15 protein-coding genes are annotated in these 19608 nt (G+C 46.9%); 7 read left to right on the forward strand and 8 right to left on the reverse strand.

Features of this window, described 5'->3' with window-relative positions:
* Positions 1-46: 46 nt before the first annotated feature.
* A complete protein-coding gene (locus AC4IFB_RS06890; protein WP_490779757.1) occupies positions 47-1264 on the reverse strand; it encodes a hypothetical protein in 1218 nt (405 codons plus the stop codon).
* Between the two features lie 175 nt (positions 1265-1439).
* Positions 1440-3173 carry an ATP-binding SpoIIE family protein phosphatase gene (locus AC4IFB_RS06895; RefSeq protein WP_490779758.1) on the reverse strand — a complete coding sequence of 578 codons (1734 nt, stop codon included), beginning with the start codon at positions 3171-3173 and terminating at the stop codon, positions 1440-1442.
* A 339-nt stretch (positions 3174-3512) separates the two neighbouring features.
* On the opposite strand from AC4IFB_RS06895, the gene AC4IFB_RS06900 reads away from it, so the two are divergent.
* Genes AC4IFB_RS06900 through AC4IFB_RS06915 form a run of 4 tightly spaced genes read left to right on the forward strand, consistent with a single transcriptional unit; the run spans position 3513 to position 7044 of the window.
* Positions 3513-4643 (forward strand): MlaE family ABC transporter permease, encoded by a 1131-nt coding sequence (locus tag AC4IFB_RS06900; protein ID WP_490776981.1) that lies wholly within the window; start codon positions 3513-3515, stop codon positions 4641-4643.
* Between the two features lie 5 nt (positions 4644-4648).
* Positions 4649-5455, forward strand: coding sequence for an ABC transporter ATP-binding protein (locus tag AC4IFB_RS06905; protein ID WP_490779759.1), 807 nt, complete (start codon positions 4649-4651; stop codon positions 5453-5455).
* Positions 5439-6428 (forward strand): MlaD family protein, encoded by a 990-nt coding sequence (locus tag AC4IFB_RS06910; RefSeq protein WP_490776979.1) that lies wholly within the window; start codon positions 5439-5441, stop codon positions 6426-6428. The genes AC4IFB_RS06905 and AC4IFB_RS06910 overlap by 17 nt, the downstream gene beginning before the upstream one ends.
* A gap of 4 nt (positions 6429-6432) precedes the next feature.
* Complete coding sequence (locus AC4IFB_RS06915; RefSeq protein ID WP_490779760.1) at positions 6433-7044, forward strand: PqiC family protein; 612 nt, start codon at positions 6433-6435, stop codon at positions 7042-7044.
* A gap of 403 nt (positions 7045-7447) precedes the next feature.
* Here the strand turns inward: AC4IFB_RS06915 and AC4IFB_RS06920 are convergent, their stop codons facing one another.
* Both AC4IFB_RS06920 and mfd read right to left on the reverse strand, forming a co-directional pair.
* Entirely contained in the window at positions 7448-8191 is a 744-nt protein-coding gene (locus AC4IFB_RS06920; protein WP_490779761.1) for a CsiV family protein, read from the reverse strand.
* Positions 8192-8273: 82 nt separating this feature from the next.
* Positions 8274-11750, reverse strand: a complete 3477-nt coding sequence (gene mfd / locus AC4IFB_RS06925) for a transcription-repair coupling factor (protein ID WP_490779762.1) — start codon at positions 11748-11750, stop codon at positions 8274-8276.
* A gap of 324 nt (positions 11751-12074) precedes the next feature.
* On the opposite strand from mfd, the gene AC4IFB_RS06930 reads away from it, so the two are divergent.
* Both AC4IFB_RS06930 and AC4IFB_RS06935 read left to right on the forward strand, forming a co-directional pair.
* Positions 12075-13145 (forward strand): pentapeptide repeat-containing protein, encoded by a 1071-nt coding sequence (locus AC4IFB_RS06930; RefSeq protein ID WP_490779763.1) that lies wholly within the window; start codon positions 12075-12077, stop codon positions 13143-13145.
* A gap of 5 nt (positions 13146-13150) precedes the next feature.
* Positions 13151-13891 (forward strand): DNA alkylation repair protein, encoded by a 741-nt coding sequence (locus tag AC4IFB_RS06935; protein WP_490779764.1) that lies wholly within the window; start codon positions 13151-13153, stop codon positions 13889-13891.
* A 35-nt stretch (positions 13892-13926) separates the two neighbouring features.
* Here the strand turns inward: AC4IFB_RS06935 and AC4IFB_RS06940 are convergent, their stop codons facing one another.
* Positions 13927-15048, reverse strand: coding sequence for a hypothetical protein (locus tag AC4IFB_RS06940; RefSeq protein ID WP_490779765.1), 1122 nt, complete (start codon positions 15046-15048; stop codon positions 13927-13929).
* 260 nt (positions 15049-15308) lie between these two features.
* Here AC4IFB_RS06940 and AC4IFB_RS06945 point away from each other — a divergent pair, with 260 nt between their 5' ends.
* Positions 15309-16964, forward strand: a complete 1656-nt coding sequence (locus tag AC4IFB_RS06945; protein ID WP_490779766.1) for a HAMP domain-containing methyl-accepting chemotaxis protein — start codon at positions 15309-15311, stop codon at positions 16962-16964.
* Between the two features lie 237 nt (positions 16965-17201).
* On the opposite strand, the gene AC4IFB_RS06950 is transcribed toward AC4IFB_RS06945, so the two are convergent.
* Genes AC4IFB_RS06950 through AC4IFB_RS06960 form a run of 3 tightly spaced genes read right to left on the reverse strand, consistent with a single transcriptional unit; the run spans position 17202 to position 19583 of the window.
* The gene (locus tag AC4IFB_RS06950) at positions 17202-18506 is read right to left on the reverse strand and encodes an FCSD flavin-binding domain-containing protein (RefSeq protein ID WP_490779767.1); all 1305 of its coding nucleotides are present in this window, start codon (positions 18504-18506) and stop codon (positions 17202-17204) included.
* Between the two features lie 19 nt (positions 18507-18525).
* Positions 18526-19110, reverse strand: coding sequence for a c-type cytochrome (locus AC4IFB_RS06955; protein WP_490779768.1), 585 nt, complete (start codon positions 19108-19110; stop codon positions 18526-18528).
* A 26-nt stretch (positions 19111-19136) separates the two neighbouring features.
* The gene (locus tag AC4IFB_RS06960; RefSeq protein WP_490779769.1) at positions 19137-19583 is read right to left on the reverse strand and encodes a tetratricopeptide repeat protein; all 447 of its coding nucleotides are present in this window, start codon (positions 19581-19583) and stop codon (positions 19137-19139) included.
* Positions 19584-19608: the final 25 nt, after the last annotated feature.

Below are 19608 nucleotides of genomic sequence, written 5' to 3' on the forward strand. Positions count from 1 at the left end.
TCAAATAACCTCTGCCGAATAGGGGGATGTCATTGCAGTTTTGTTATTAATCTTTTGTTGTCGACTGATCCTCGTCAACACCAAATACATCGGTCACTTTAGCATGAAAATTTTGCTCTAACACCCTAATTATCAAGCGCATGATATTGTCTGTAGCAAGATCTTTGTTGTCATTGGAGATGATTGAGACTGAGTGATTGTCAGCTTCGGAAAGCAGATGGGTCTGTAACATCCAGATTGATTCGAAATTCGAAAGATAGTTACTCATTTCACTCCGCTCAGGGGCGGAGATCCCTCGATCTCTGAGTCTGTGTTTCAGCTGGTTCTGTTTTAATACTGCCAACATGATTGGCACGATCACCGCGTCTTCATTTTCACGAAATCGATTGAACAGTGTTGGTGTCACATGGACACCTTCAAGGATCAATGAGACCCGCTCTCGCAAAGCCCTCTGCACTACCGCTTCACAGGGAACCGAAACCAGTTCGGATTGATGCAGATAGCCATGAATCATCATCTCTTCGCTGCTCTCTTCGTGTTCATGCTGCCCAAGTGTTTTACGCCAGGCATTAAAGGATGAAGAGTGCAGTTCCGGCATCAATCGCTGCGGGATCATCATGCGCATTACTTCCCGCAGCATGTCGGTCGATTGGGTACGAATGATATTGAGTCGATGAGCGACTTCTGTGGCAATGGTACTCTTGCCACAACCGGTGGCCCCACCAATTAATATGATCAGTGGGCGCTTGGAGTGCTTATAGTCGACCCATACCAGATAGTTGTTAGCTGCCTGCTTGCCATAGCGTTGTTTTAAATTCTCATAGGTCAGTTTGCCTACAGTGCTACTAGTAACGCCATCCTGGAAGGATTCCAACAGATCCAGATAGATGGCCTGGGAGATCAAAGCAGCTTTATCGTTACTCAGGCCGGTTGATTCCAATGTTTGTCTGTGTTCGATAATTGAAAAGGGGCGAGCGTTACCCTTCCGGTCGGTAACCATAATTTCAGTGGTTGAGGGTGCGATGCTTTCGTAATTCTCAATAACCTCATGCTGTTCAAGTTGCTCGAGCTTTTTTAGTACCAACTTACGCAGGTCGCGGCTTGAGATTTCATCTTTTCCACTGATCTGCTGCCTGATCTCTGATGAGAGTTGATAGGCTGTCTCGAAGGATAATCCTGAATCAGTTAAGGAACGAGTCAATATGCCCCGCAGGAAGGGCGCACGGGTATGATCGTTACTGTCTATAATGAGTGTTTTAGCCATGCTGAGAGACTATCAGATCAGTAGATCATAGTGGAGTAAATTGGTCACTTTCCATGATTGTACTATTCCGGCTTCTTGGGAACCTCTGGTTAATCTGGGTGTAAAAACTCTATTATTATTTGTCACTATAGATCATGTAATGACTAAAATGAAAAGTTCATTACCAGCCATGCCTCTATTCAGTATGCTTCCAGGTATAGATGGCTTCGGCCTTGTTACCCGGTTCAAAAAAGTGTAGTTGCTTGCACAGAGATTCAACCAGTTTTAAACCACGCCCACTATATAGTTGGTCGTCGGTAATTTCAGTTACATGGTTTTTGTAATCAAATCCAGTGCCACTGTCTTCAATGGTGATGATGATATAACCGCCGTCATCCTGGCTATGAATCCTCAGATTTAATCTGACACAACCTTGGGATATATTACTCAAACGCTCTTCTCTCTGTTGAAAATAGTCAGTAAAACCGTTCTCACCCTGTTTAAGACTTGATTCCAGCTTGAGTACGCCATGATCAAGTGCATTGACATAGAGTTCTGTCAGAATTGTGAAAAGAGGACGTCTGTGTTCGTGGAGTCCTGCAGTTTCCTGTATTGAGTTGATCAGGATAGGTATAGGATCTGCCTGGCGAAGTTGTGTGCCATAAAGCGTAAACTCGAATTCAACACAGTCGGGATGCTCTTTTAAAAGAGCATCTGGATAGCCGTTTTGAAGCGAACTGTAATCTGAAGCCGATCCCCAGCTTGGAAATATCTCTCTAACCAATGGTACCTCGACCACGCTGATATCATCGTCCTGGGCTGCGTCTTTGCAGAAGTTATGCAGATCCTGCTCCAACTTTTCCAGAATGTAGCTATGCTTGATGCTGTTGCTGATAGATTCAGAATATCTCGCCTGGCCATATAGCTCACCCTGGGGATTACGTGCTTCAGTCACACCATCGGTTGCGAGCATGATTCGGTCGCCTTCATCGACTCGCAGTACATGGAATTCACCCTTCATATCGATATTGGGTGATATTCCCAGCGGGAGTGACTGGGAAACGATTTTCTGTTTGACGCGACGACTATCTTTTTCAATCAGATAGCAATCAGGCATGCCACAATTGATGATGGTTATATGGTCGAGCTGACTGTCTATCTTTACAAACTGGGTAGCCATAAACATCCCGGTAGGGAGTAAACTGTAGAGCTTGTTATTAATGGCTTGAAGAATCTGCTGTGGCGCAAACCCCTTCGCAGTCATAGAGCGGAAGGCCTCAGAGGTCGGTAATGCACCCAACGCAGATGCCAGTCCGTGTCCGGTGAAGTCACCTAATAAGACGTATAGATCGTGAGATGGCGCGAATGCTGTGAGTAGCAGGTCACCACTGAATACGCTGGCGGGTTTTAGCAGACTATGGATTTGATCAAGTGCAACATTATCAGCAACTACTGCGCCACTGAAGACTTGTTCAGCGATCTCTTCGTCCCTCTGCATTCTACTGTAGAGCATCCGAGTATCTTGCTGCAGGATGCGAATACGCTCCATTGCTTTCACTTTTGCGGAAAGAACCGTAAAACTATAAGGTTTTGATAAAAAGTCATCTCCCCCGACTTCGACACAACGAGCCAGGGCTTTCTCATCTTGCATGGCTGTGAGAAATATTATGGGCACAAAGTGGTCACCCGCTTTTTGTTTGATTTGAGTGGTTGCCTCATAGCCATCCATTTCCGGCATCATGACATCCATGAAGACGATATCGGGTTGTTGCTGTTCAAAATATGCCACAGCTTCAATGCCGTTTTCCGCTTCGATTACCTCATAACCATGTTTTTGTAACAGCTTTTTTAAAATCATCCTGTTGGTGATTTCGTCCTCGACAATTAGAGCTTTGCCGTGATTTCCGCTGATTTTGTGGTCATTAGACATGGCTTCAACCATTCTGTTTTATTTGTGGCAGCTCTATCTACATCGACTCGAGTAGAAATATCTGAACCGTTCATTATGATTCCATAATATGGATCATTGTGGGCTATCCAGCAAACCCGGGATATGATATTGATGTGTTGAAGCAACCTCTGAACAAGTCATGGGCCAATATCTTGCTGCCAAAACGGCTGCTACAGCGTTGCGAATTCTAACAATGGCTGGGCTATTATGAGAAATAGGTATCTTGAGTCGCCCCATTTTGTTCGACAATCTGTTCGGCCCAGACTTATTCAGGTATTCCTTAACTTGATTATTTCGGTCGAGAATGGACATTGATCAATGCACCATGATTCGCTGAAAATAGCTTTTCCTGCGGCTGATATTGTAGAGCTGGTGTTCCTTGGCGATTGGACTATTCAGTCGGATATCTATAGGTGGGAACAGCTGCAGGATCAGCTACTTTCCCAGACAGATTTAAATGAGATCCGGCTCAATACCCACCATCTTGGTTCGTGGGATAGCCGTCTGTTAACGCTACTGCAGCAATTGAACGATTTTTGTACTGAGAATGAGTGTCGGCTGCAGGCTGGTGACTTGCCATCAGGGATAGAGCGGTTGCTGGATTTGGGGCAGGCTGTTGCCGAAAGAAAAGGGGCGAGAAGAGGGCGCCAGCAGTTTTCCCTGCTGTATCGTATTGGTGATACCGTTTTGTCCGCCTGGCGGGAGTCTGTCAGCTTTACCACCTTTGCTGGGGAGCTGGTTATCGCCTTTCTTCGGTTGTTGAGGGGAAAGGCAAGTTTCCGTTCCACAGATTTCTATCTCTTTCTTCAGGCTGCAGGCCCGGAAGCCCTGCCGATCGTCAGTCTGATTGCTATTCTGGTTGGGGCCGTACTGGCTTTTGTTGGGGCAATACAACTGCAGATGTTTGGCGCAGAGATCTATGTTGCTAACTTGGTTGCCTTGGGTTCGGTACGGGAGATGGGAGCGATGATGACCGCAATCATCATGGCGGGCCGTACTGGATCAGCCTATGCGGCACAATTGGGTAGTATGCAGGTCAATGATGAGCTTGATGCACTAAAAACCTTCGGTATATCAGCGATCGATTTTCTGGTACTGCCGCGTATTCTGGCTCTGGTAATCATGTTGCCACTGCTGACGCTTTGGGCCGATATTCTCGGTATTGTTGGTGGTCTATTAGTGGGGGTTTTCATTCTCGATCTTTCACTATTGGAGTATTTGGTACAGAGCAAAGATGCCATAGCTTGGGAAGATATCGCAGCTGGACTGATAAAAAGTGTACTGTTCGCAATCGTTATTGCCATGTCTGGTTGTCTGCGAGGTTTACAGAGTGGCAAAGACTCTTCTTCAGTAGGTAAAGCGACCACATCGGCTATGGTTACAGCCATCCTGTTGATCGTTATATGGGATGCTATTACCACCATTCTTTTTAACCAGTTAGGTTTTTAATCGCCATGGTGTTGCAAGCAGAGCATGAGAGCGTTGATGAGGCTTTAATCGAGGTAGAAGGGCTTACTATGGCCTATGGTGATTTTGTCATTCAAAGGGATCTGAATTTCACTATCCAGCGTGGTGATGTGTTCATTATCATGGGGGGGAGTGGATGTGGCAAAAGTACCCTTTTACGCCATTTGGTAGGGCTGAAAAAGCCAGCACAGGGAAAAATACACTATCAGGCGCAATCCTTCTGGGATCTTGACCTCCAGGATCGCCAACAGATCATGCGTAGAATGGGGGTTCTATACCAGTCCGGTGCCCTCTGGTCTCATATGACCCTGGCTGAGAATATCTCTCTGCCACTGCGAACTTACACCGAATTGTCTGTCGCTGAAGTGAGTGAGTTGTCTTCGTTTAAACTCTCCCTGGTGGGATTGAAAGGTTTCGAGGAGTACTACCCATCAGAGATCAGTGGTGGTATGCAGAAACGTGCCGGACTGGCTCGCGCCATGGCGCTAGACCCTGAACTGCTGTTTTTCGATGAACCTTCCGCAGGTCTGGATCCGGTTAGTGCGAGACGTCTAGATGACCTGATCATGGAGTTGAGTGATTCCCTGGGCACTACCGTTGTTGTTGTGACCCATGAGTTGGCGAGCATATTTGCAATAGGAAATGATTCAGTATTTCTTGATCCGGAGTGCAAAACCATGATTGCACAAGGTAATCCAGTAGAACTTTTAGCTCAGACCGAAGACCCCAGGGTTAGAGAATTTCTGACCCGGGGTGATTCAGAGGCAAACCACTATCATGCAATCGAAGATTAGCCCAACCCTTATTGGAAGCTTCGTCTTGGCGACATTGGTGCTGGGGCTGGGTTCTCTGTTTCTTCTCTCAAATGGCTCCCTGGCTAAAAAGCCTACGCTATTCATTCTCTACTTCGAAGGGGACGTGAAGGGGTTGCAGGTTGGTTCGCCTGTGAACTTCCGTGGGGTAAAGGTAGGAGAGGTCGAATCGATGTCGATTACCTATTTTCATGAGTCACAGGAGTTCAGGATTCCAGTTGTGATTGGTATAGAGGATTCTCGAGTCGAAGTGGAAGGGGTGGTAACCGATCAAAGTGGTATATTGGAACTGAATAAGCTGATCCAGCAAGGACTCAGAGCCAGATTGAATCTACAAAGCCTGGTCACAGGTAGATTGGAGATCGAACTGGATTTCATGCCAGATACGCCAATCAGACTGGTCAATGAGGATGATAGCTATCCTGAGATACCCACCATTCAATCCAGCATGGAAAAGCTGGCAACCGCGATTGATAAGATACCGGTTGAGCGAATAACACAACGGCTGTCGGAGATTCTGGATAGCATCGATGGGATGATGGATCATGGTGGGCTTAAAAATCTGATCACTTCTCTATCTCAGATAACTGAAAGATTGGATAAAGTGAGTCAACTACTTGTTGAAGAGGCTCCTGTGCTGCTGAATAACAGCAATGCAACCCTGGTTGAGGCTCGTGCGATGATCTCTGATGTGGCGGACACCGCAAAAGAGACACAGACATTGATCGCAACCACGGATAAGAAACTCTCATCGGCCTTCTCTCGATGGGATTCAACCTTAAGACAGGTCGGTGATACGGCAAAGTCCGCTGATCAGGTCCTGAATCAGGATTCGGAACTGATGAGTCAGCTCACCATGACTCTGCGTGAACTGGGGAGTGCGGCGCGGTCGATACGCATCATGTCTGAATATCTTGAACGCCATCCGGAGGCATTACTACGTGGGAAACAGTAATCATATGAAATGTTGGGAGATCACAAATCGGATTGTTACGGCGCTGGTCGTAGCCAGTCTGGTAGGCTGCGCCAGCCCCTCTCAGCCTACGCGCTTTTATCGTTTGGATAGCGGTGAAGCCAACCCAGAGATAGTCGATCTGAAACCCCAGCCCGGTGTTGTCCAAATAGGTGTTTCCTCTGTGGTATTGGCCGGTTATCTGGATCGACCTCAGATTGTTGAACGTCGTTCTGGACATCGGTTGGAACTCTATGACTTTGACCAGTGGGCAGGCTCTCTGCAAGATAATTTACAGCGTGTGGTAAGTGATCGATTACAAAAGCAGCTCAAGACGATGCAGGTGATCACCTATCCCTGGCAACAAGGTATAAGTCCAGACTATGAATTGACGCTTTCAATCCAACGTTTCGATAGGGTGGGTGATAAGGTGGTTATACAGGCGCTCTGGAGTCTGATAGAAGGCCATGCCAGTGAGATTGTAGAGATGCAGCAAATAACCCTGCAAGAAGCCTTTTCCGGAGCGGTTGAAGCGGGTGTCGAGGCTGCCAATCGGGCAGTGAGTCGATTGGCTGAACATATGGCGTCTCAAATTGGAAATCATGTGAAAAACCGATAAACGTTCTACTGAAAATGGCCTATTTGATTGCCGGGTTAATAACAGTAAGTAGCTGTGATAATACGCAAAATTAAAGTGACGTTGAGACTGGGAGACAAACAGATAGCCGACGTCCCACCAGGAAATTCTTAACTTTCAAACCCACTCATTCCCCAATCAATTACCCTCTCCCCTTGCCAGAGAGGTATGATTAAACAAGCAAGCCTTACAATAGATCCCAACGTTCACCACCACACCGTAGCCTGGATGGAGTGTAACGTAATCCGGGAAGATCAACGTACGAAACTACCCCGGATTCCGTTGCACTCCATCCAGGCTACCTTAGCCTTTAGCCTAAGGTCTGCCGGTGAAATCCGTAAAAAAAGAAACGGTAATTAGTGGCGGATGTGGCGTGGCGATAACACTACTGCTCGCTCTGTTGTGTCTCTTCTGCCTCGATCGGCACGGCTTTAGCTGCAGGTGGTTCAATAACCTCAGGAACAGGCATTTCATAACGCTTAGCTATAGCCAGAACACCGAGTATGGGATGGTCCAGATAGTGCAATTTACCACTGCGCATACGACGTTTGTCCTGCATCCGATAGCTACGAAAACTGGGGCCATAGCCCTCCTCAGAAAGTGAGTTGCTGTTCTCAGCTCTCAATAGGATATCGGTCTCCAGGTGTAGATAGCGTTTCACACCAAATTTAATGCGACCTTCCAGTCTTGGTAGGGGCTCATCGAATGCGGAGTTACTTTTCGGTTTTAAACTGAAATAGAGTGGTGTGGCTCGATCAGGATGAGTAACAGGCTGACGCCAGGCGATATGGTATAGCGGCCGATAGTCCCTCGATCTACGCATAATGCTCCAGGCCTCAGTCAGGCTCTTCTCCACTGCAGGTAGTGCGCGATAGGCAATCGGTTTGTTCCCCTGTGTGAGAGGACCTCGAGTAAGCCGTACGCTGCCTTCTTGATCTGGTATGCCTGGGTCAAATTCCCAGGCTTCAGTACCCCCGGCACCTGGAGCTATACGACGAAATACCAGGATCTCGAACTGATACCAGGGTTCGGACGTTTCTCCGCTATTGGATTCAGCCTGCAGACTCATGGGAAGAATCAGCAGAAAGCCAAGAATAAGGAGGAGATTTTTTTCCTTTTTATCGAACATCTCGCGGATCATAGTACAAAAAACACCTTGTGTTTGTGGGACATGCCTCTGAAATCAGTAATCTACTTGGGGTTAACAGACCCTAGTCTATCAGTCTGTCGAGCAGCTCGTGTATCTTTTCAACGCGACTGGCAGGATTCTCAAGTGGTGTGTGGTATCTCAATTTATCACTACCCTCAAATCGATAGACTTGAGGTTTCTGTTGTATCAGTCGTATCAGCGAAGCTGGATCAAATTTAGGACTCTCATCGAACAGCAATCTTGCCCCCTTTGGACCGGCTTCTATCTTTCTGATTCCAAGAGGATGGGCGCGGAGTTTCAGCTCTGTGATTGAGAAGAGGTTTTTAGCTGCATCTGGAAGCAATCCGAAGCGGTCAATCATCTCCACCTGCAGTTCCCGTAGCTCTGCTTTGTCTTTAGCGCTGGCGATCCTTTTATAGAGCACCAGACGGCTGTGAACATCCGGCAGATAGTCTTCGGGTAGCAGTGCCGGTATGCTGAGCTCAATTTCGGTGCCATGATCGAGAGGTCGATCCAATTCCGGCTGGTGACCGGACTTCAGTGCTTCCACAGCCCGTTCCAGCAGTTCTGTGTAGAGGGCAAAACCGATCTCCTGTATCTGCCCGCTCTGTACATCTCCCAGCAGCTCACCGGCGCCACGGATTTCTAAGTCATGGGTTGCTAGCGTAAATCCAGCTCCAAGATCCTCAAGAGATTCAATGGCTTCCAGGCGTTTCTTTGCGTCAGATGTTAGGCTTTCAGTTGCTGGCGTCAGCAGATAAGCATAGGCACGGTGGTGTGAGCGTCCAACGCGTCCACGTATCTGATGGAGTTGTGCCAGGCCAAGTTTATCCGCTCGGTTGATGATGATGGTATTGGCTGTGGGCACGTCAATGCCACTCTCAACGATAGTGGTGCAGACCAAAAGATTGAAGCGCTGATGATAGAAATCACGCATGATCCCTTCCAGCTGGCGTTCCCGCATCTGCCCATGGGCTACCTGCAGGCGCACACCTGGCAACAGTGCTTCCAACCGTTCTGCCATGTTTTCGATGGTGCTGACTTCATTGTGCAGAAAGTAGATCTGACCGCCACGTTTTAACTCACGTTGACAGGCCTCACTGATCAGACTGTCACTCCACTGGCTGACAAAGGTCTTCACCGGATGTCGCAAGGCAGGAGGGGTGGCAATGATGGACAGATCCCGCATACCCGACATGGCCATATTCAGGGTTCGTGGAATCGGAGTCGCTGTGAGGGTCAACAGGTCAACCTCACTGCGAAGTGCCTTAAGTTTCTCTTTATGACGCACGCCAAAACGGTGCTCTTCGTCAACGATGACAAGCCCCAGGTTTTTGAACTGTATGCCTTCGGAGAGGAGTTTATGGGTACCAATGACAATATCAACAACGCCACTTTTCAGCCCATCCAACACGACCTGCTGTTGTTTGCCGGTACGAAACCGGGAAAGGCTCTCCACCTTGACCGGCCAGTCGGCAAAACGATCTGCGAAATTTTGATAGTGCTGTTGCGCCAATAAGGTGGTGGGCACCAATACTGCGACCTGTTTGTTGCCTTGGGTAGCAGTAAAAGCAGCTCGCATCGCCACCTCGGTTTTACCAAAACCCACATCACCGCAGACAACACGATCCATAGGCTGAGGGGAGGTCATATCCTCTATTACTGCAGAAATAGTCTGGTGCTGATCTGGAGTCTCCTCGAACTCGAATGATGCGGCAAACTCCTGATACTCTGCATCTGGGGCAGGAAAGGCTACCCCCTGACGGGCCGCACGGCGGGCATAAATCTCCAGCAGCTCAGCGGCAACGTCGCGGATCTGTTTGGCCGCTTTTTTCTTGGTTTTCTCCCATTGGTCTCCACCCAGTCTATGTAGAGGAGCATGCTCGGGCGACGCACCGGCGTAACGACTGATTAGATGCAGGGAGGCAACCGGGACATAAAGTTTGTCACCCCGAGCATATTCCAGGGTAAGGAACTCTGTGGTTTGACCGCCTACATCCAGGGTTTGTAACCCCAGGTAACGACCGACACCGTGATCTTCATGAACAACCGGCGCTCCAACGTGAAGCTCGGTAAGGTTGCGAACGATTTGATCTGGATCCTGACTGACCTTGCGTCGTCTGCGTTGCTGACGTACCCGTTCACCATACAGCTGGGTTTCGGTAATGATCGCAATGCCAGCAGACTCAAGCCACAGGCCCTGTTCGAGGGGAGCGACACAGAGCCCGATTTCGAGATCGCAATCAAGAAAGTCATGCCATGTCTCGACAGGTTTGGCATGAATGCCGATGTCTCGAAGCGTTCCAAGAAGCATTTCACGCCTGCCGGCACCTTCGGCAACAAACAGGGTTCGTCTTCCCTGATCCTTAAGGAATCGTTTGAGAGCGATAGCTGGAGTTTTGCTGCGGGCCTGAAAGGCAACAGGTGGTGGCAGTTGAGTCTGGTAGTTGATCAGGTCAGCGTAGCCTTTGCTACGTTGTGCTAGCTCAGTACGGCTGACTGTAATCAGTTGTCCCCGTTTCAGTTCTGCTACCAGTTCATCTTCCCGCAAGTAGATATGTTGTGGTGGCAGGATAGGGCGCTCAATATCATGTCGACGCTCCTCGAAACGACTGGCAACTTCTGCGAAGAAATTGTCAGCTTGTTGCCTGATATCATCCCATTGGATAACCAGGTGTTGTTGTGGCAGGTAGTCGAACAGGGTAGCAGTCTGTTCGAAAAAGAGTGGCAGATAGTACTCCAGTCCACTGGGGATTCTGCCTTCTGATACATCCTGGTAGATCAGACTTTGTTGTAAGTCACCCTCAAACTGGACCCGATAGCTACGCCGGAATTGTTGGATGCCGGATTCATCAAGCGGAAACTCCCGTGCAGGCAGCATCTCGATGGCATTGACTTTCTCCAGTGAACGTTGGGTTTCCGGGTCAAAAGTGCGGATTGTGTCAATTTCATCATCGAAGAGATCTATTCGGTAGGGTGTCTGGCTACCCATAGGATAGATGTCGAGCAGAGAGCCTCTAACGGCAAACTCACCATGGGAAAAGACCTGGGAGACACACTGATAACCGCTATGCTCCAGTCGTTTCCGGGTCTCTTCGATATTTAGCTGCTGTCCAGCTTTTATCAGCAGACAATTGGCATCGAGAAAATGCTGTGGCGCCAGCCGCTGCATCAAAGTTGAGACTGGTGTGACCAGCAAACCCCGGTTCATAGAGGGCAGTTGCTGCAGGGTAAGCAGTCGTTGTGATATCAGCTCGGGTAGTGGTGAGAAGAGATCATAAGGCAGGGTCTCCCAGTCTGGAAAGTTGATGACCGGAATATCCTCTTCACCAAGAAAGAAGCGTAACTCAGTTTCGAGCTGGTTTGCCGACTGCATATCCGGGGTTATAACTAAAATAACACCTTGATAGTGCTGTGCTGTATTGGCAATCGCCAGAGAGGCACTGCAACCACGCAGGCCGCCCCACTGAAAGCGCTCTCCGGCAGCTCGGGGCAGTTCAGGGGTGAGAGGGGAGTGGTTTGATATTTGTGTGTTCATCTACGACTAGCTGAAAATAAAAAGCGGCTAATTGTCTCACAACTACTGCCACAGGTCAGGCGGCAAAAAAAACAGTGCATCTAATTGGTGCGAGCACTATAAACAGGCCTACAATAGGCTGATAACAGCTATGGAACCTCTTAATAAGTCTGGGCCGAACAAAATGGGGTGATTCAAGCGCGAATTGCAGATAATAACCCAGCTATAGCGAAGATTATTGATGCAGAAGCAGCCCGTTCTGGCGGCAAGATGTCGATCCATGACCTGTTCAGAGGTTCCCTGACTATTCCTAAATAAACTTAAAGGTCTTCAATGCGAGTGTCAGTGCAAATACTTTACTCGATATCGATCTCTCTCATCATCGGATCGCTCGGCTCTCTATCTGCCTCTGAGTTGGCTGTGGAACAACTGCTTACGCAAGGTGAATGCCGGGAGTGCGATCTATCCGGCGCTGACCTGAGGATGAAATCTTTATCAGGCAGTGATCTGAGAGGCGCCAAACTGGATAATGCCATCTTCTATGGCAGTGATCTCAGCAACGTTGATTTCCGAGGGGCAAGCTTAAATGGCGCGAGCTTCGCCAAATCTGACCTCTCCGGAGCCAACCTGCAAGGAATAGTGATTAAGCGAGGTCGCTTCAGTCGGGCAGATTTAAGCGGTGCCAATCTTCAGCAGAGCCATCTGCAAGAGGCAAATTTTAGTGGCGCGAACCTCTCGGATGCTAATCTAAGTGGTGCAAATTTGAAATCGGCACTCTTCTCCAAAAGTAGACTCGTGGCTACAGATTTTTCTAATGCGACCCTTGATGGTGCCGATTTACGAGGTGTCGATCTAAGTCAGGTCAGTTCGATCAGTCAGGTCAGTTTCAGACAAACCAATCTGCGCAACAGCAATCTATCAGGACTGGATCTGAGCCATGTCGATTTCACTCAAGCCAGACTACTCAAGGCAGATTTGTCGAACAGTCGTCTGCTATCGTCCCTGTTATCAGAAACCGAGTTGAAAAAAACCAAGCTGATCGGCGCTGACCTGCGTCGAGCTAAGTTGAACAGGGCACAGATGTTGGGAGTTAATCTCAAAGGGGCGCAACTTCAGGAGGCTCAATTGGAAGGGGTTGTTGTCAGTGGTAACCTTATCGATACAGACTTCTCTGACGCCAGCATCATGCGGGTCAACATGAGTGGATCAAATCTTAAAGGGGCAAGTTTTCGCCGGGCACATTTGGAATTCACTGATTTCACATCGACAAATCTCTATGGAGCAGACTTTACAGGGGCCAAACTACATCGATGCAACTTACGTAAGGCCAATTTACGGGAAGCACTATTTGCAGGTGTCGATTTGAGAGGCAATATTTTAGATGGGGCAATTGGCAATAAACGCGATCCAGAATAAATGTCATGGCGATTTCTCAAGCAACATTAAAAGCTGATCACCTTAGAAAGCGGCTTAGAGAGTTAGCCAATCCTGAGATAGCTACTCATTCCCAGAGGTTCTTTAAAACCGGCAAGGGAGAGTACGGAGAAGGTGATAAATTCTTGGGTATAAGAGTGCCTCTCCTCAGGCAGCAGGCAAAAACATTTCAAGAGATGTCACTCAAGGAAGTTGAACGCTTACTCAAATCTGCCTATCACGAGGAGCGTTTATGCGCACTGCTGTTACTGGTAAGAAAATTCGAGCGTGGTGATGAAGCATTGCGTGGTCGAGTCTATCAGCTCTACTTGAAACAGACACGTTATATAAACAACTGGGATCTGGTTGACAGCTCCGCCTATCACATAATTGGTGGTTATCTATTTGAAAAAGATAAGGCTCCGCTCTATCAGTTGGTTGAATCTCCCTCCCTTTGGGAGAGACGGATAGCTATTATTGCCACTTATCATTTTATAAAAAGAGATCAGTTTCAGGATACCCTGATACTTTCAGAATTGTTGCTGAATGACGAGCATGATTTAATACATAAAGCAGTAGGATGGATGTTGCGTGAAGTGGGTAACAGGGAGAGGAAGATTGAAGAAGCATTCCTTGAAAAACACTATAAAGCAATGCCCCGGACTATGTTGAGGTATGCGATTGAGAAATTTCCTGAGGTAGTTCGTAAGAGATATTTGAAAGGTGAAATTTACCGAGCGGCCCACTAGAGCGCAACTCGGTTATCAGATTGTAGTCCATTTTCTCAAAGTACCACAGACACTCTTACACTACCGATCCAACCACTGACACTTTCCGGATCAGCGAAATTTGCTTGGTTGAGATATTGAATTGAAAGTGAGAGTTCAGCGTGTTTTTTTATGGCTTTTTTGAGATAGATCTCTGAAATTGATTGATCTTCGAGATCATTAGGTAACTCTCGGCTTACCATAGTATGTGCAAAGCCCGCTCCTAATTCTAAATCCTCAGTCAATTCTCGTGATATGGCCAGGGCAATAAATCGGTCGGCAGCAGAACTCTTTGGGTTAGCAATACCTAAACGATGAGACCAGTTGAACAGATCTGTTTCTCCATCCAAAACCATATACATACCGTAGTTTGTGTCACTCTTACTGGGATTATCTAGCTGTTCATGATCTGCACTATTATGCCAAGCACCAAATCGCCAGGTTATGCTTTGGCTATAGTTATAGGCCTCTATCGCTGTAAAAAAGCCTTTCTCTTCATCGCCAATATGAAAAAGTTCATCATAACTTGCATTCGGATTATCGCCGAGCCCATGTGAACTGGAGATGAATAGATTAAAACCTGGTAAATTCGATGAGGGTTCGTGATGAAGTAGTCCCCCCAATGAATAGTCAGGGAATCCAATCGTAGGGTTGTTGACCAGTGGCGTCGCCAAAAATTGTGAGGTCTCATCATTCATAAGATCACTATTATCAAGCGAAGAGGTGGGGTTCAGCAAGCCACCAAAAACAGTTGCTGGGCCGAATTCCTTTTCATAAAACAGTTCAGACACTTGTACGCGTCCCTCGCCATTCTTATTCAATGCACTTCCTGCATCACCATTAGCTTCTGGAAACGAAGATGAGACAGCCGATGAGCCCGGTGTCGTGCTGCCTTCTACATAGAGGGTGATTGCTCCTCCTGCGACAGACCAATGGCCTACTACATCCAATGATGCCAATAACTCACGGTCTACATTTTCATCATCAGCCGCTTGCCAAATCATTGTCATTCCAACCTCAACTCCTGGAATGGCTGGAGTGAGAAGACCAAATCTATCTTGTGGTTCATCACCAAAAACCTGGGATCCTGGATATAAACACAATAGTATAGGAAGGAGAGTATTTTTAGATAAAGTCACCGGTATATCCATCCTTAATGTCGATGGTTTTTATATCGGCATAAACTATTAAATAGTGAAGAATACTAGTGATGGTTAATTGATTTAGGTCAAAAAAGTTAATTAAATATAGTTGAAGAAAACCTGATCAGAGCCGACTCTTTCTGTCGAATGGATTAATTTAATCCCCTTATGGACTCTTGCTGATCTTAGCGCTATCCCTGGATTTAAATTCGGACTGTTTTGTGTGCTATATCAACATGTTATGAAGGAGAATAGATATGTCACTGCTAAACAGTCTACCTATCAAATGGCGGCTAACCATACTTGTCATAATTGCAATTTCGATGACCGTGATTGTCGGTCTCTTTGCAATCAGTGGAATGCGTAATGCAAACCTGTCGATAGATGACCTATATCACGGAGGGATGCACCATACCCATGCTTTAGGCGTTGTATTAGAGCATAGCTCTGACAATAGAACCCAGTTGCTACTCAGCGTGCAGCATGATCCTAGTAGCGAATATGCCAATATGCATAACCACAACATATCGAAGCATCTCGATACTATTGCTCATAACTTGGAACAAATTGATGAGCATTGGAAGGAGATCACTGACTCTGAATTGGATAGTGAAGAGAGAGCTGCTGCAAACGAGTTTGAAATGTATAAAGAGAAATTGGAATCACAGGGAATCGTGCCCGCTGTCGAGCAAATCAAGTCTGGCAATTATACTGCAGCGAACAAAATTATAGTGGAGGTAATTAATCCTACATTCCAGAAGACTAACGAAGCTGCAGAGAAGCTATTTGAGATGCAGATGGAAGAGGCGGAAGACTCTTTCAATCAATCGTATGATAACTATCAATCGATGCTAAAGCTGGTTATCTTTATTCTTGTTGTAGGATCGATATTCAGTGCATTTCTGGCATATCTTTCCATCTCCAGTATTACAAAGGGCGTTGAATCGATTGAAAAATCTGCTAAACGAATGTCAGAGGGCGATCTTACAGCCCGGGTAGATTATGTGGCAAAGGATGAGCTTGGCCATATCGCAGCTGAATTTAATAGTATGGCAGAGAAGTTCAGTAGTACCATCAGTCAGATAAAAGACTCTATTATACGGCTCGCATCTGCTGCCGAAGAGACATCGACTGTTACTGCACAAACCACAAATGCAATCAATCAACAAAAATCTGAGACTGAACAGATTGCGACTGCCATTAATCAGATGAATGCTACAGTACATGATGTCGCTCAAAACGCTGTAAATGCTGCTGAAGCAACTCAGAAAGCTGATCACTCATCTGCAAAAGGTAAGGAGGTGGTAAGCCAAACGATTGAAGCTATCGGCCAGTTGGCAACTGAAGTGGAACAGGCTGCAAACGTAATACATAGACTTGAGACTGAGACAGAGAGTATAGGGTCAGTTCTTGATGTGATTAAGAGTATTGCAGAGCAAACCAATCTTCTTGCTCTCAATGCTGCAATTGAAGCTGCACGGGCAGGTGAGCAAGGTCGTGGATTTGCCGTGGTTGCGGATGAAGTCAGAACACTCGCTGGTCGCACTCAGAAGTCCACTCAAGAGATTGAAGAGATGATCAGTAAACTTCAAACTGGTGCTGTTCAAGCAGTTCAGGTTATGGAGGCCAGTAAAGCAAAGTCGGCAGATGGTGTGGAACAAGCCAGCCTTGCAGGAGAATCGCTGGATCTGATTACTGAATCAGTGGATCTGATCAACAATATGAACGCCCAAATTGCCAGCGCTGCTGAAGAGCAGGGTTCGGTTACAGAAGAGATAAATCGTAATATAGTCAATATCTCTCACGTTGCTGAACAGACTTCAGTTGGTGCTGAACAAACTGCCCAGGCCAGTTTGGATCTCGCAGAACTTTCTGAACAGCTAAAAGGCCTTATTGCGCAATTTAAGGTGTAATCTGGTGTGGTTTAACAAAAAATGAACCTGTAAGGTCCAAATTACATGTAACACTACACTGGAAGCCATAATGGGGTGATCGCTGCGATTTACAACATGCCCCATTTGCAACGAAGTAGGATGAGTTAGTGGTGATGTGACTACATCAGATTCTGTGAATAACTGAAGGTATCGTTATACACTCATAGGAATGGTCACACTATTCCTCTACTCATCCTACTTCATGTTAGGTTTAGCTCAGGTAAACATATCTCCAGTGATGTTTTTAAACCAGCTTCGGGCAAACTTGGCTTCGATGGCGCGGGTTGCGGCACTGGCATTCATGGGCGACAGCCCCCCAGCACCCTTCACACCAACGATCTTTCCGTCTACCAGCTGATATACCGCTGCGACCGAGATACCCCATTCAGGTGCGATAATGCTGTAGCAGGTATTGACGTACGATGGCTCGCCCGGATCCTGGCCATTCAATGCCGCCACAATTGCAGCAGCACATACCTTACCTTGAGAATTGGCGGCATAGCCGGATTTAGGCATTTTGCCGGCAATACAGGCATCACCAATGACATGTATGTCCTTGTGCAGTTTGGATTCAAAGGTCTTTTGATCCACCGGGCACCAACCTGAGTCATCTGCCAAGCCTGCAATTTGCGCAATCTTACCCGCTTTCTGTGCCGGTATGATATTAACAACATCACCTTGATACTCATCAACCTGGCCAACCAGGGTACGGTTTTTAGGGTCGATCGCTTCGATTATGCCACCACCGGCACCGGATACCCATTCCACCATATCGACGTAGAACTTTTTATAGCCTTGCATAAACAGCCCCTGTTTTGAAAACTTATCCTTGGCATCAAGGATGATAACCTTGGATTTGGGCTTATGCTGTTTAAAGTAGTGAGCGATTTGAGCGGCCCTCTCATAGGGCCCTGGAGGACAACGAAACGGGTTTGGTGGTGCTGCAATATAGCAAACGCCACCATCTTTCATGGCCTTAAGTTGTTTTCTTAGGGTGACAGTTTGCGGTCCAGCCTTCCAGGCATGGGGAATCTGTTCAGCAACCTCAGCGCTGTATCCATCAATCTTTTCGTAGCGGAAGTCTACACCAGGTGAGACTATCAATTTATCATAGCTGTACTGTTTACCACTCTTGCATTTAACGCTATGTTTATCAGCATCAATTGCAACGACTTCATCGTATACGACATTGATATTTCGATTATCACTGAGCTTGTCATAACCAAATGTAATGCTGTCGATCGTTCTGTCTCCACCCAGTATTTCATTACTCAGTGGGCAGGAGACATATTTTTTGTTCATTTCGATCAAAGTAACACTGATCTCTGCATCGGTCAGTTTGACATACTTCGCAGCAATTGCGCCGCCATAGCCACCGCCAATAACAATCACCCGGCCTTTCTTGCTACTGGAAGATTGCTTGGGATTACTGGCAGTACAGGCGCCCATTGATACCATCGCACCTAATGCACTACAGACACCAGCCGCTTTAATAAATCTTCTTCGAGTGAATTTAGCCATATCTGTTTCTCCCCAAAAGTTATTTTTCACTGGCATAAAACTCAGCCATGGCTTTTAACTCTTTTTCGGAGAGTTTCATGACACGAGTACCCATTTTTCGGGGCTGACAACGTTTTCCCTTACTATGGCACCATTGCAGATAGTGCAGGGTATATTCAGGCCACTGGCCGGCCAGGCGTGGCGCATCATCCTCTTGTACACGGCCGTTCTCTTCATGGCAGGTTTTACACTGCTTGTCATGAATCTTTTTACCCATTGAAACCATTTTTGAATTTGTTTTCACTGGACTGGAGACCCACTCCTGATCTGCCATGAATGAAGCTATCGCTTTCAATTCTGAATCACTGTAGCCTTTAGCAATCCTACCCATAATGGTGGAGTCACGTTCTCCAGTTTTATATTCCAGGAGAATGGTTTGTAAAAACTCTTTTTCCATTCCACCGATGATTGGCATCAGGTCACCGGCACTTGCACCCAGGGTGCCATGACAGCCGGCACAGGTGTTGGCAAGCATGCTCGGAGTGCGCACACCTTCAGCATAAAGAGTGCCTGAGAGTATCAGCGCGGCACAGATTGCCAAAAGTCGTATTTTTCTTATAGTCATGAAAATCTCCTCTGATATTTTCTGAATCAGTGTACTGATTGTTGGGAGGAACGCTGATTCAACCATATGACAACTTTATCTATTTCTTGTTTTTTGGTGGGATCTAGCTGTTGCGCTTGTTTCAGAGCTTCTCTGGCTAGTTGATATCTACCCAGGTGCAAATAGGCTATCGCCAATCCGATAAAAGCTTCTGAATTGGATTGATCGAGCATAATGGCCTGTTGAAAATGGTCAATACCTGATGAGTAGGCCTGTTGAAGCAGATGTACGCCACCAAGTCGCGTATAAGCCAAAGAGGAGGGTTCTGTTTTAACTGCTTCTTCCAACAGAGACTGTGCCTTTTTCATATCACCAGCTTCAGATTGCACCAATGCCTGGTTGACTAAAGAATCAGTTTCGCTGTTTGCTGTAGCGGATATGCAAAGAGTACACCCGAGAAAAGCAAGAAACAGGTATTTAGAGTATTGCAGCATTTAATACCTCGTGAGATTGATCAGT

It is taken from the genome of Candidatus Thiodiazotropha sp. AKIB8, assembly GCF_058244675.1.

Coding starts and splice junctions, on each gene's coding strand:
- AC4IFB_RS06890 (WP_490779757.1), bottom strand. CDS start 1,264: ATGGCTAAAACACTCATTATAGACAGTAACGATCATACCCGTGCGCCC.
- AC4IFB_RS06895 (WP_490779758.1), bottom strand. CDS start 3,173: ATGTCTAATGACCACAAAATCAGCGGAAATCACGGCAAAGCTCTAATT.
- AC4IFB_RS06900 (WP_490776981.1), top strand. CDS start 3,513: ATGCACCATGATTCGCTGAAAATAGCTTTTCCTGCGGCTGATATTGTA.
- AC4IFB_RS06905 (WP_490779759.1), top strand. CDS start 4,649: ATGGTGTTGCAAGCAGAGCATGAGAGCGTTGATGAGGCTTTAATCGAG.
- AC4IFB_RS06910 (WP_490776979.1), top strand. CDS start 5,439: ATGCAATCGAAGATTAGCCCAACCCTTATTGGAAGCTTCGTCTTGGCG.
- AC4IFB_RS06915 (WP_490779760.1), top strand. CDS start 6,433: ATGAAATGTTGGGAGATCACAAATCGGATTGTTACGGCGCTGGTCGTA.
- AC4IFB_RS06920 (WP_490779761.1), bottom strand. CDS start 8,191: ATGTTCGATAAAAAGGAAAAAAATCTCCTCCTTATTCTTGGCTTTCTG.
- mfd (WP_490779762.1), bottom strand. CDS start 11,750: ATGAACACACAAATATCAAACCACTCCCCTCTCACCCCTGAACTGCCC.
- AC4IFB_RS06935 (WP_490779764.1), top strand. CDS start 13,151: ATGGCGATTTCTCAAGCAACATTAAAAGCTGATCACCTTAGAAAGCGG.
- AC4IFB_RS06945 (WP_490779766.1), top strand. CDS start 15,309: ATGTCACTGCTAAACAGTCTACCTATCAAATGGCGGCTAACCATACTT.
- AC4IFB_RS06950 (WP_490779767.1), bottom strand. CDS start 18,506: ATGGCTAAATTCACTCGAAGAAGATTTATTAAAGCGGCTGGTGTCTGT.
- AC4IFB_RS06955 (WP_490779768.1), bottom strand. CDS start 19,110: ATGACTATAAGAAAAATACGACTTTTGGCAATCTGTGCCGCGCTGATA.
- AC4IFB_RS06960 (WP_490779769.1), bottom strand. CDS start 19,583: ATGCTGCAATACTCTAAATACCTGTTTCTTGCTTTTCTCGGGTGTACT.